Genomic DNA, 13,099 nt, shown 5'->3' with positions numbered 1-13,099 from the left:
TCGGTCCGATGGGGAAACCGATACCCAGAAACCAACCATCACCTGCGCAGATATCACCTCCGCTGCGGGTGGTCGGGCTCATGTCCGGCACATCCCACGACGCCGTCGACGCCGCGGCGTGCGAGCTTCGGCTCGTGGGCGACACGCTGACGCTCACGCCGCTCGGGCACCTCTCCGTCCCCTTTCCGCCGGCCCTGCGGTCCGCGCTCGTGACAGCGCTGCCCCCGGCCGGCGCCACGATGGAAACCGTGTGCCGGCTCGACACAGGGATCGGGCAGGTCTTCGCCGACGTCGCCGCGCGCGCGGTCGCCGAGCTCTGTGCCGGCCGCGCCGACCTGGTCGCCTCGCACGGCCAGACCACTTTCCACTGGGTGTCCGACGGCGGGGCCGTGCTCGGGACCCTGCAGCTCGGTGAGCCGGCATGGATCGCCGAGGCCACCGGGCTACCGGTCGTCTCGGGCCTCCGCACCCGCGACGTCGCCGCGGGCGGGCAGGGCGCTCCCCTGGTCAGCCTGTTCGACGCCCTGTGGCTCGCCGGCCGGCCCGGCACCGCCGTCGCCCTCAACCTCGGCGGCATCGCGAACGTGACGGTGCTGCCCTCGACCACCCCGCCTTCGGTCGAGCCCGGCCCTCCGCTGGTCGAGCTTGTCGAGACCCCCCTCGCCTTCGACACCGGCCCGGCCTGCGCGCTGCTCGACGCCGCGACACGACACGTCACCGACGGCCGCCTCGCCTTCGACGCCGACGGTGCCCTCGCCGCAGGCGGCCGCGTGCTCCCCGACCTCCTGGACCGCCTGCTCAGCGACCCCTACTACGCGCGCCCAGCACCGAAGTCCACGGGCAAGGAGCATTTTCACCTGCGCTACCTGTTGGATCGCCTCGGTCCGACGCCGCCGGCGGCCGAAGACCTGCTCGCCACGCTCGTCGCACTCACCGCCCGCACCGTCGCCGACGCCGTGCGACACACCGCCACCGAGGTGGTCGCCTCCGGCGGCGGCACCCGCAACCCGGTGCTCATGGCCGCGCTGCGGGGGGAGCTGCCGGGCGTCGCCGTCCGGACCTCGGACGAGCTGGGCATACCGAGCCAGGCCAAGGAGGCGCTGGCGTTCGCCCTGTTGGGCTGGCACACGTGGCAGGGCCTGCCCGGCGTGCTGCCGTTCACCACGGGTGCGCGGCACGCGAGCGTGCTGGGCTCGGTGACGCCGGGCCTGGGTGGGCGGTTCCCGCCGGGTCGGGCTGCCGGCGTCGGGCAGCCGAGGAGACTGACGGTCGCGCACCGTGCGTGACAGGTCAGTTCATTCCACCGTCGCCGAGGAAGAAGCATCGAGTACGTACCGTGCTCCGCGCCGCTCGCCCACGAGAAAGAGCTGACCGTCGTCGACGAGATGCTTGAGAGTCGCCCGCGCCTGCTGGGGAGAGGTCTGGCACAGCAGTGCCGCCTGGCTTCGCGTGATGGAGCCGTAGGCGCCGACGTAGTCGAGAATCATCCGCTCCTGCTGGAAGGGGTCAGCACCCTTGACACGCACGTACGCGTTGCGATCCTGAGCGAGGTCGTAGAAACGTGCAGTCAGGTGGAACTTGCGACTGCGACCGTTTCCTCGAGCTTCCAGGATTCCGACCTCAGCCAGGTGGGTAGTGACCCTGCGCGTGGTCGTAGCGAGCATGGACAAGCTCTCAGCGACCTCTGCACTGGTGGCCGAGCCGAATGATTTCACCTCGTGGACAACTCGGAGCTCATCAAGGCTCAACGGGTGCTGACGCTCGTCTTCCCAGGTGAGCAGGAACCGCACCAGATCGAGGTCTGCGGTACCCAGAGGCACCGTCAAAACAACTGAGTCAGGTGTACTGCGCGAATAGTCGGGCGCGTCCCGGCCGGCCCGCAACTGTTGCTCGAACATGTCGTTGACACCCTTGCCCCTGCGCTCGACCAGACCGGTCCGCTTGAACAGAGCCGCGAGGATGGGGCTACGGGGTCGCGACTGATCGAGGATGTTGGTGATCGTGACGCCAGGCGGAAGGCCACCCGGGTTCGAGACGATGAATTCGCTGTCCGTGAGCTGTACAACCGTCGGTCCCAAGGCCGCGTAGTCCCTGTGTACGAGGGCATTGGCGACTGCCTCGCGTCGAGTCACCGAGGGGATGAGGGGCACCTCCACCCTGTGGATACCGACCATGAGCTCGGTAGCATCGTTGCGCTCGTCGATCAGTTTCGCCACCGTCTCCGCAACTCGCAGGAGAGGTCCGACGATCCGCTCGTTGCTCGTTGAGCCCTGAGTGCGGAGATCCTGGAAGAGGAACTCTGCGTTCGGCACCCACCGCCGTACGGAGTCCTCTCGCCCGAACGCCAGCACTGCTCCGAGGCTGACCGGCGCGCTCAGAGGTACCAGGCCGAGCGCCTTGAGGATGTCGGCGTCAGCAAGGTCGCCGAGACCGTCGCCGCTGGTTCTGCACAAGGCACGGAACCGGTCGAACTCGTGCGGGTCGAGGTCGCGCATCGTCGCATCCCGGGCAACAGCGGCGGCATAGTCCTGACCTCGCATCACCATGCCCATGCTGACGATCTCGTGGGCGGTCATCGGCAGACACTGCGGCTGCCCCGTCGTATCGATCACGCGCTTGGTATACAGGCCTTCCTTCGTGCCGACAGGGCCTGGGTCTGCACGGGGTACCTCGACCCGGATGACCTCGTGCCCGTCGACCTCGTGGAGCGTGACTCCGACCGGGAGGGCTGGTTCAGTGGTGTTCTGGATGAGTGCTGCTACGCGTTCCGGCTCAGTCGTCGCGCCGTGCCGGGGCCGGGCACCGACGACCGTCCCGTCATCATCGACGCCGACGAGCAGCACACCGCCCTCACCGTTGGCCAGGCATGCCACGGCCTTCGTAAGTTCTCGATCATTGACGTGCGTCTTGAACTCGGTCGTCAGGTTCTCTCCAGCCCTGACGAGCTCGTAGGTGTCCACACCGCCCATGGTATGCATACTTTTGAATCCGGCAACAGAACTGCATGCGGAATCATAACTTTTGATTCGGCCGCGTCCGGGCATGACGAAGGCCCCGACTCGATGAGCCGGGGCCTTCGTGACAACGTGCGCGAGGGGGGAGTTGAACCCCCACGCCCTTTCGGGCACACGGACCTGAACCGTGCGCGTCTGCCTATTCCGCCACTCGCGCGCTGCTGGTTGAGGCTAGCACGGCACAGAGGCCGACTCCGAATCCAATAACCGTGAAGTGGTTCACGTCCCATCGCAGGTCTAGTAGCGTGCGCATTCGCCCACACCTCTCTTCACCGCGCCACCTGAGGGAAGATCGGAGAAGATCCGCAGGACATCCACAGTATTGGAGTCTGCGGGCACCTACCGGTCTATACGATCTAGGTAGTCTGCCCGGCGCAGACTCGGAAGGAGGTGGCATGGGCGCCCTGGACCGCTTCGAGAAGAGCGTGGAGCGCATGATGAACAACGCGTTCGCCAAGGTGGGACGTGGCGAGGTGAAGCCGGTAGAACTGGCGAGCAGGCTGCGACGTGAGCTCGACGACCGTGCAGCGGTCGTCGGACGCGACCGTACCGTCGCGCCGAACGAGTTCACCATCGAGCTCGCTCCGGACGACTTCGCCCAGATCGAGGCGTGGGGTGCACAGACCCTCGCCGACGAGCTCGCGTCCAACATCACGGCGTACGCCGCGACGCAGCACTACGCGTTCGTCGGCCCGGTGAGCGTGACGTTCGACGAGCAGTACGAGCTGGTACCCGGCCGCTTCACGGTGCGGTCACGCAGCGTGCAGGGGAGCGTCGCCCCGGCGACGTCCGGCGCGCCGACCGGCCGGCACCCGCTCATCGACATCGATGGCCAGCGGTATCTGCTCACCGGCCCGGTGACCGTCATCGGTCGCGACGCCGAGGCGGACATCGTGGTGGACGACCCGGGCGTCTCCCGGCGTCACCTCGAGATCCGCGTGACGCCGGACGGCGTCGTGGCGACCGACATGGGCTCGACGAACGGCCTGTACGTGGAGGGCCATCAGGTCCCGGCCGCGACCCTGCTCGACGGCAACACGATGACCATCGGCCGTACCCGCATCATGTTCTGGACCGGTAGCGCATCCGGTGCAGACAACGAGGACTGGTGAAGATCCCGACATGAGCGAGCTGACGTTCACCCTGCTCCGGCTGGGCTACCTCGTGCTGCTGTGGGTGTTTGTGCTCTCCGCCGTCGCCGTGCTCCGGCGCGACCTCGCCGGACCACGTACCGCGAGCAGCCGACGGCGCCGACCGGAGCTCGCGGGGCCGGCCCCGTCGCCGGCCCCCGGTGGCGGCGCGTCCCGCGCTCCCCAGCGTGGCGGCCCCTCGCGGCTCGTCGTGGTGGCGGGACCGCTCACGGGCACCACCATCCCGCTCACGTCGTCCGGCGTACTGATCGGACGCGCGCCGAGCTGCACCCTCGTGCTCGACGACGACTACTCGTCGTCGCGCCACGCACGAATCTTCCCCCAGGGCGGCCAGTGGTTCGTGGAGGACCTCGGTTCCACGAACGGCACCTACATCGGCGAGGAGCGTGTGCAGGGGATCATCCCGCTCGCTCCGGGTGTAGGTGTGCAGATCGGACAGTCCGTCGTCGAGCTCCAGGGATGACCATCACGTGACCGTGACCTTGCGGTATGCCGCGCGTTCCGACGTCGGCCTCGTCCGCTCCAACAACCAGGACTCCGCCTACGCGGGGCCCAACCTCCTCGTCGTGGCCGACGGGATGGGCGGGCACGCGGGCGGGGACGTCGCGTCCGCGCTGACGATCGCGGCCCTGGTGGCTCTCGACCGGCCTGACCACAGCTCCGACCGATCGATGTCCGAGCTCGAGCGCTCCATCGACCGGGCACGGCAGGACCTCGTCGACGCGACGACGGCCGACCCGGACCTCGCTGGCATGGGCACCACCGTCACGGCGCTGCTCAAGTCCGGCAACACGCTGGCCATGGCCCACCTGGGCGACTCGCGCGCGTACCTCCTGCGCGACGGCACGCTCGCGCAGGTCACCGTGGACCACACCTTCGTGCAGCACCTGGTCGACACCGGCCGTATCACGCCCGACGAGGCGGAGAGCCACCCGCAGCGCAACGTCGTCATGCGGGTCCTCGGTGACTTCGACCTGGACCTCACGCCCGACCTGTCGATCCGCGAGGCCGTGCCCGGCGACCGCTGGATGCTCTGTTCCGACGGTCTGTCCGGGTTCGTGCCCGACGACGAGATCGCCGAGGTCCTCACCTCGGTCACCACCCCGCACGACGCCGTCGAGCGGCTCGTCTCGATGTCCATGCGGGCCGGCAGCACCGACAACATCACCGTCGTCGTGGCCGACGTCCTCGACGAGGCCGCCGCGGCCACGACCGCCGCCACCGTCACCCCTGAGATCGTCGGCTCGGCCGCCCTCGCCGGCGTGACCGCCGGCGGCGACCCGGTCTCGCCCACGTCCCTGCCGGGCTCCGACGTCGATGGCGACACCGTGACCAGCTTCACCAGGTCTACGGTCCCGGGGGGCGGCGAGCCCCTCACCTCGCCCATCGCGGTAAGCGTCCTGCCCGACGCCGTTGCGCAGGACGGCCTCGCCGACACGCTCGAGCAGGCCATGCTCGCGGGCGGGTCCGAGGAGGAGCAGTACCAGCCGGACATCCAGCCCGACGACGATCTGGACGAGGAGGCCGACGACGAGGAGACGCCGCGGAAGAAGCGCGTCTGGCTGACCGTGCTCGGTGCACTGCTGCTCGTCGTGGGCCTCGTGCTGGCGGGCTGGGGCGGCTTTCGCTGGACGCAGACCCAGTACTACGTCGGCGAGTCGGACGGCCAGGTCGCCGTGTTCCGCGGCATCCCGGCGACCGCCGGCCCCCTGACCTTCTCGACCCCGGTCGAGCTCACCGGAACCCGCGTCGACGAGCTGCCCGAGTTCGTCGCCAACCGCGTGAACGAGAGCATCCGGGCCACGTCGCTCGAGGATGCCAGGGGCCGGGCCGACCGCCTCATCGAGAACGCGGCCGAGGAGCCGGAGCCGACGTCGTCGCCCAGCTCCACGTCCACGCCCACGTCCACTCCCACGCCCACTTCGACCACGAGCGACGAGCCGGCTTCGAACGACTCCGGTCAGGAGAAGAACGGATGAGCGCGCTCCGCCCCGAGGAGAACGCCCCGTCCCGCGTGGCGGAAGCCATCCTGATCGTCGTAGCCCTCGCACTCGGCATGGGCGGCATGTGGATGGTCGGCTACTCGCTCGACGACAGCCTCCCAGAGGGTTTCTGGACCTACTCGATAGTGCTCGCCGCCCTGGCCTTCACCGCGCACATCGTGCTGCGGCTGCGTGCGCCCTACGCCGACCAGGTGATCCTGCCGTCGGTGGTCCTGCTGAACAGCGTGAGCATGGCGATGATCCTGCGGCAGGACCTCGTCGACATCGATGGTGCCAACGCGTCGCGCCACCTCATGTGGACCGCGCTGGGGATCGTCGTGTCCTGTGTGGTCATCTTCGTCATCAAGGACCACCGCAGCCTGCGTCGCCTGACGTACACGGCGATGATCGTCGGCATCGTCCTGGTGATCCTCCCGCTGATCCCCGGCCTCGGCCGCGAGATCAACGGCGCGCAGATCTGGATCTTCATCGGCCCCTTCTCGGCGCAGCCGGCCGAGTTCGCCAAGATCGCGTTCGCCGTCTTCTTCGCTGGCTACCTGGTCGCCAACCGCGACACTCTGGCGCTGGCCGGCAAGAAGTTCATGGGCCTCCAGCTCCCGCGTCTGCGCGACCTCGGCCCGATCCTCATCGTCTGGGCGGTGTCCCTCGCGGTCCTCATCGGCGAGAAGGACCTCGGCACGTCGCTCCTGTTCTTCGGCCTGTTCGTCGGCATGCTGTACCTCGCCACCGACCGGGTGGGCTGGATAGTCATCGGTCTCGTGATGTTCGCGGGCGGCGCTGTCGTTGCCTGGTCGATCTTCAGCCACGTGCAGCTCCGTGTGAACATCTGGCTGGATGCGCTCAACCCCGACCTCATGGACGGCCCGTCGTATCAGCTGGTCCAGGGCCTGTTCGCCATGTCCTACGGCGGCATGTTCGGTGCCGGCTGGGGCGAGGGCTACCCGCAGTACGTGCCGTTCGCCTTCTCCGACTTCATCTATGCCGCCCTCGGTGAGGAGCTCGGCCTCACCGGGCTGCTCGCGATCCTGCTCATCTACCTGGTGATCGTGCAGCGTGGCCTCCGGCACGCGGTCGGCGTGCGGGACGGCTTCGGCAAGCTGCTCGCCGGTGGCCTCGCGTTCGTCATGGCCCTGCAGCTCTTCGTGGTGGTCGGCGGCATCACCCGCATCATCCCGCTCACCGGCCTGACCTTGCCGTTCATGGCTCAGGGCGGCTCGTCCCTGCTCGCGAACTGGATAGTCATCGCCCTCATGCTGCGCATCTCCGATGCTGCCCGACGCCCGTCTGCCCTGCCGACCCGCGGCTCCCTGGCCGACCCGGCACCGGCCGTGGTGGGCGGCGGCGCCATCGAGGTGGGGGGCGGAAGCCCTGTCCAGGCGGAGACCGAGGCCGGTGTCGGCAGCGGCGGGACCCCTGACGACGCCACCCAGATCGTGCGGGGGGTGGACCGGTGAACGCGACCCTGCGCCGCCTGTCGACCGTCGTGCTGGTCATGTTCATGGCCCTCATGGTGTCCACCTCGTGGATCCAGTTCGTCGCCGCCGGCGACCTGAACGAACATCCGAGGAACGTGCGCGGCATCTACAGCGCCCTCGCACGTGACCGCGGCCCCATCGTGGTGAGCGGCGGCGAGGCGATCGCCACCTCCGTGCCGGTGGACGACAACTTCAAGTACCAGCGCACCTACTCCGAGGGCGACGCCGGCGCTGCCAATGTGTACGCGCCGGTCACCGGCTACTTCGCGATCAACGGCACGGTCACCGGGATGGAGCGGTACGCGAACAGCTACCTCGCGGGCGAGGACGACTCGCTGTGGCTCGACCGCCTGCAGAACCTCATCACCGGTGAGGAGGCGCAGGGCTCGTCGGTCGAGCTCACCATCGACCCCAAGGTGCAGAAGGCCGCCTGGGACGCCCTGGGTGACTACACCGGCGCGGCCGTGGCCCTGGACCCGAAGACCGGAGCTATCCTGGCGATGGTCTCCAAGCCGTCGTACGACCCGAACTCGCTCGCCGTGCACGACGCTGCGGAGGTCCAGGAGACCTCCGAGGAGCTGATCAACGCCAAGCCGCAGGTCAACTCCCTCGACGGTGAAGAGCGGTTCAGCCCCTACGGGCCAACCATCAACCGCACGATCAACGCCACATATCCGCCCGGGTCCACGTTCAAGCTGCTCACCACGGCCGCCGCCATCGAGTACAACGGGATCACCCCCGACACCTCGATCCCGGCGGAGGACGTCTACCAGCTTCCCGGTACGACCGGCGACGGTGGCAAGGTGCAGAACTACGGCGGCGCGAGCTGCGACCCCAGCGGTTCGATGCCGCTCAAGGACGCCCTGCGGATCTCCTGCAACACGGCCTTCCTCGCCCTGGCCAACGAGGTCGGCAAGGACGGCATGCAGCAGATGTTCCAGGACTTCGGCTTCACCGAGTCGATCGACATCCCGATGTCGACGTCGGTCGGCGCCTACCCGGGCCTGTCCGAGACTGCCACGGACGACTCGGCCGCCCGCATCGCCCTCTCCGGCATGGGCCAGGGTGACCTGCGCATGACGCCGCTCCAGGTCGCCATGATGTCGGCCGCCGTCGCGAACGACGGCGACCTCATGGAGCCCTACCTCATCCAGAGCGTGCGGGACAGCGACCTCGAGCTCGTCAGCCAGACCAAGCCGAGCCGCTACAAGAGCCCGTTCTCGTCGTCGACGGCCGACGCGATCACCGAGATGATGGTCGGCGTCGTCAACGACGGCTCCGGCAAGGGCGCACAGATCTCGGGCGTCGAGGTCGCGGGCAAGACCGGTACCGCAGAGGACGACCCGCGGTCGCCCACGCTGTGGTTCACGTCGTTCGCGCCGGCCGACGACCCGGAGGTCGCCGTGGCCGTGGTGCTGGAGAACGAGGGCCAGTCCACCGACGAGTCCACGGGCGGCGCTCTCGCCAGCCCGATCGCCGCGAAGATCATGCAGGCGGCGATCTCGAAATGAGGCCGGTCGAGGGTCTGTCGCTCGGTGAGCGCTACACGCTCGTGCGGCGCATCGCCATGGGCGGTATGGGCGAGGTCTGGGTGGCGCGCGACGAGAAGCTCGCGCGCGAGATCGCCGTGAAGGTGCTCCGCGAGGAGTACACGGGCAACGAGGACTTTCTTCGTCGCCTGCGCACGGAGGCCCGGAACTCGTCGACCCTCGTTCACCCCAACATCGCGCAGATGTTCGACTACGGCGAGGAGCGCGGCGCCGGCTACCTCGTCATGGAGCTCGTCCTGGGCGAGCCGCTCGCAGACCTGCTCGAGCGAGAGCCGGTGCTTCCGCCGGCGCGGCTCCTCCCGATCCTGGCGCAGACGGCCCGCGGCCTGCACGCCGCCCACCTCGCCGGCGTGGTGCACCGTGACGTGAAGCCCGGCAACATCCTGCTGGAGCACTCCGGCACCGTGAAGATCACCGACTTCGGTGTCTCGGTGGCGCAGAACCAGGTGCCCATGACTGCCACCGGCATGGTCATGGGCACCGCGCAGTATCTGTCACCCGAGCAGGCGGTCGGCCAGTCGGCCACCGGGGCGTCCGACATCTACGCGCTCGGAGTCGTCGCCTACGAAGCCACGGCCGGCCGTCGGCCGTTCACCGGCAGGACGCCGGTCGACATCGCGATCGCCCACGTCAACGCGCCGGTCCCCCTGCTGCCGACGTCGGTCCACCCCGGCCTCGCCGAGACCATCACGAAGATGCTGGAGAAGGACCCGGCGCAACGCATCGCCTCGGCGGACCAGCTCGCACGCCATCTCGACGTGCTCGCCGCGGAGATCGCGGAGGACCCGTTCGGCAGCTCACGCTTCGCGCGCCGTACCCGCCGCGACGGCCAGCCGGCCGGCCCGCAACGGGCCGGAAACGGCCGGAGCGGCGCGGTGCAGCCCGGGCCTTCCCACGCGCGCCGACCTGCACCGTTCGGGCAGAACAGCGGCGGGCGGCACACCACGGTCGCGAACGCGCAGTCCGCGCCACCCGGCCCCGCTCAGGGCACACCGTCCAGCGGTCATGGCTCGGGTACGCCTGCGGGCGGATACGGATCGGACACTCCCGCGGGTGGTCACGGTTCCGGCACTCCCGCGGGTGGCTACGGGTCCGGGCCCTTCGGCTCGGGCGCGTACGGATCCGACTCTGCCGGTTACGGCACGACGTCGGGCACCTATGGAACGGACGCCTACGGGCGTCCGTACTCGCCTGCGCCCGGCACGCCGAACGGTGCCCCGGGCTCAGGACCGTACGGTACGGACTCCGCCGGGTACGGCACGGACTCCGCCGGGTACGGCACGGACTCTTCCGGCTACGGCTCCGACTCGTCGGGGTACGGCACCACGTCGGGCACGTACGGCACGGACGCCTACGGCCGTCCCCACGGTTCGGGATACGTCCCGCCGCCGTCGGTCGGCGGAGCGAGCAACGGCGCGCCGAACGGCACGAGGTCCTACCCGTCACGCCGTGACGTGCACTCGACACGCCAGGACGGGCGAAGGGTCCCCCAGCAAGGGCGGTCCGGGGGGCACCCTGGGAAGAGACGGAACCTGTCGTCCGACGTACAACGTTGGGTGGGTGGGATCGAGGACCGAATCGGCGTCCGCGTGTCCTGGCCACTCGTCGCACTGGTCGCGCTGCTGCTGGCGGTGCTCATCATCACGCTGGTCACGGGAAACGGTGACAACAGCGCTCTGCGGGAGCCGTGGGGTTCCTCCGAAATCTACGCCGAAACGCTGAATCCCCCGGCAGCGGCCGCGCTTGCCGCTTCTGGGATGATGCTTTTCAACGAGCCGTATGCCTCGAGGCAGACGGCCACGACATCAAAGGACGTATGAGTGGTGGAGAACACGCCCCGCGTACTCGCCGGCCGTTATGAGGTCGGCGAGCTTGTCGGCCGTGGCGGCATGGCCGAGGTACACATCGGCCACGACACCCGTCTCGGTCGTACGGTGGCGATCAAGGTGCTGCGTTCCGACCTCGCTCGCGACCCGTCCTTCCTGGTGCGCTTCCGACGCGAGGCGCAGTCCGCCGCGGCCCTGAACCACCCTGCGGTCGTCGCCGTGTACGACACGGGGGAGGACATCCACCAGGACGCGTCCGGCCAGGACGTGCACGTGCCGTTCATCGTCATGGAGTACGTGGAGGGCCACACGGTCCGCGACATCCTGATCGACGGCGCCGCCGTGCCGATCGAGGAGGCCGTCGAGATCACCGTCGGCGTGCTGAGCGCGCTGGAGTACTCGCACCACGCGGGCATCGTGCACCGTGACATCAAGCCGGCGAACGTGATGATCACGCCGACGGGTGCGGTCAAGGTGATGGACTTCGGCATCGCGCGCGCCATGGCGGACTCCGCCGCGACGATGACGCAGACGCACGCCGTGATCGGCACCGCGCAGTACCTCTCCCCTGAGCAGGCCCGTGGAGAGCAGGTGGACACCCGCTCCGACCTGTACTCGACCGGCTGCATGCTGTTCGAGCTGCTCACGGGCCGTCCGCCGTTCCAGGGCGACTCGCCGGTGGCGGTCGCCTACCAGCACGTCGGCCAGGAGCCGCAACGCCCGTCGGAGGTCGCTACCGACGTCCCCGACGTGCTGGACCGCATCACGCTCAAGGCGCTGACCAAGGACCGCGAGCAGCGGTACAGCACGGCTGCCGAGTTCCGGCGCGACCTGGAGGCCGCGATGCGCGGCGGCCAGATCAGCGCACCGATGGTGGGCGCCATGATGGGCGCCACGCAGGTCTCCGGCCAGCCCGCCTACGGCGCCACGCAGGTCATGTCCCCGACCCAGGCCAACTGGGGCCCGGCCACGGCGCAGCAGAGCCCGGTCACGCCCGGCGGGGGATACCCCGGCCAGCCGACCCGCGGCGACCAGCAGGAGCCCGAGAAGAAGAGCAAGGCGCTCATGTGGTGGCTGCTCGGGATCGCCTTGGCGGCGGTCGCGGCCATCGCCATCGCCATGGCCATCGAGAACGCCGCCAACCAGGAGCCGACGACGGTGCAGGTGCCCACGATCTCGGAGGGCATGACCGCCGAAGAGGCTCGCAGTCAGATCGAGGCAGCCGGGCTGACGTTCGAGCAGGCCATCGACAAGGAGTCCGACCTCGAGGAGGGCCTGACCACGGGGAAGACCGACCCGGCGGCGAACCAGGAGGTCTCCGCGAACTCGGCGGTCACCGTCTTCGTGGCCGGCGCTCCTGGCCAGGTCACCATCCCGGACGTCAGCGGGTTGTCCGAGAGCGAGGCCCGGAGCCGGCTCGAGGAAGACAACCTCACAGTCGGCGGCACCGAGTCCGAGAACAGCCCGGACGTCGCAGAAGGCATGGTGACCAAGAGCGAGCCCAGCGCCGGGCAGACCGTGGAGGAGGGCGCTGAGGTCTCCCTGTATCTCTCGACCGGCAACACGACGATCCCGAACGTCGTCGGCCAGTCCAAGGAGGGTGCTGAAGCCCAGCTGGCGAACCTCGGTCTCGGCACCATCCAGTGGGACGAGGAGGAGACCGACGAGGTCCCGCCAGGCACGGTCGTCCGCACGGACCCCGAGGCCGGTGATGTGCCGCAGGGCCAGTCGGTCACCGTCTACCTCGCCAAGGCGCCGGCTCCCAAGGAGACGAAGGTGCCGACCGACCTCGTCGGCAAGACGCTAGAGGAAGCCCAGGTCGCCTGTACCGGTGTCAAGATCACGTGTGACAAGGCGTCCGAGGAGCCTTCGGACATCATCGCCGCTGGGCAGGTCATCAGGTCAGATCCGGCACCCGGTTCCACCGTCGAGGAGGGCGCCTACATCAGCCTCGTGATCTCGACCGGCCCGGCTGAGGGTAACGGCGAGGGTGAAGGCGGGGGCGGAGACGAGGGCGAAGGCGAGCCCATCTTCCCGTAGGCCGCTGCGCTGACCGGGAGACCGGTCAGCGCGGGACCGG

9 protein-coding genes and 1 tRNA gene are annotated in these 13,099 nt (G+C 69.1%); 8 read left to right on the top strand and 2 right to left on the bottom strand.

The genetic code is table 11. The annotated features are described in order from the left end of the window. The first annotated feature begins 8 nt into the window (after positions 1-8). The gene (locus AB0F40_RS06690) at positions 9-1,286 is read left to right on the top strand and encodes an anhydro-N-acetylmuramic acid kinase (protein ID WP_357465341.1); all 1,278 of its coding nucleotides are present in this window, start codon (positions 9-11) and stop codon (positions 1,284-1,286) included. Positions 1,287-1,295: 9 nt separating this feature from the next. Here AB0F40_RS06690 and AB0F40_RS06685 read toward each other — a convergent pair whose 3' ends face one another. Then, positions 1,296-2,960, bottom strand: coding sequence for an RNA-binding domain-containing protein (locus AB0F40_RS06685; protein ID WP_357465340.1), 1,665 nt, complete (start codon positions 2,958-2,960; stop codon positions 1,296-1,298). A gap of 127 nt (positions 2,961-3,087) precedes the next feature. After that, positions 3,088-3,171 (bottom strand) — tRNA-Leu (locus AB0F40_RS06680). Between the two features lie 238 nt (positions 3,172-3,409). Between AB0F40_RS06680 and AB0F40_RS06675 the strand changes: the two genes are divergently transcribed. Genes AB0F40_RS06675 through pknB form a run of 7 tightly spaced genes read left to right on the top strand, consistent with a single transcriptional unit; the run spans position 3,410 to position 13,059 of the window. After that, entirely contained in the window at positions 3,410-4,126 is a 717-nt protein-coding gene (locus AB0F40_RS06675) for a DUF3662 and FHA domain-containing protein (protein ID WP_020017306.1), read from the top strand. Between the two features lie 10 nt (positions 4,127-4,136). Further along, positions 4,137-4,628, top strand: a complete 492-nt coding sequence (locus AB0F40_RS06670) for an FHA domain-containing protein (RefSeq protein ID WP_357465339.1) — start codon at positions 4,137-4,139, stop codon at positions 4,626-4,628. A 7-nt stretch (positions 4,629-4,635) separates the two neighbouring features. Further along, positions 4,636-6,144, top strand: coding sequence for a PP2C family serine/threonine-protein phosphatase (locus tag AB0F40_RS06665; protein WP_357465338.1), 1,509 nt, complete (start codon positions 4,636-4,638; stop codon positions 6,142-6,144). After that, the gene (locus AB0F40_RS06660; protein WP_357465337.1) at positions 6,141-7,622 is read left to right on the top strand and encodes an FtsW/RodA/SpoVE family cell cycle protein; all 1,482 of its coding nucleotides are present in this window, start codon (positions 6,141-6,143) and stop codon (positions 7,620-7,622) included. Before AB0F40_RS06665 ends, AB0F40_RS06660 begins: the two co-directional genes overlap by 4 nt. Then, positions 7,619-9,154: a penicillin-binding protein 2 gene (locus tag AB0F40_RS06655; RefSeq protein WP_357465336.1), complete on the top strand. Its 1,536-nt coding sequence runs from the start codon at positions 7,619-7,621 to the stop codon at positions 9,152-9,154. Before AB0F40_RS06660 ends, AB0F40_RS06655 begins: the two co-directional genes overlap by 4 nt. Next, positions 9,151-11,013 carry a protein kinase gene (locus tag AB0F40_RS06650; RefSeq protein ID WP_357465335.1) on the top strand — a complete coding sequence of 621 codons (1,863 nt, stop codon included), beginning with the start codon at positions 9,151-9,153 and terminating at the stop codon, positions 11,011-11,013. The genes AB0F40_RS06655 and AB0F40_RS06650 overlap by 4 nt, the downstream gene beginning before the upstream one ends. After that, a complete protein-coding gene (gene pknB / locus AB0F40_RS06645) occupies positions 11,014-13,059 on the top strand; it encodes a Stk1 family PASTA domain-containing Ser/Thr kinase (RefSeq protein ID WP_357465334.1) in 2,046 nt (681 codons plus the stop codon). Positions 13,060-13,099 lie beyond the last annotated feature (40 nt).

Source organism: Promicromonospora sp. NPDC023987 (genome assembly GCF_040639055.1).
GTDB lineage: Bacteria > Actinomycetota > Actinomycetes > Actinomycetales > Cellulomonadaceae > Promicromonospora.
This window is presented reverse-complemented; position numbering and strand designations above follow the sequence as displayed.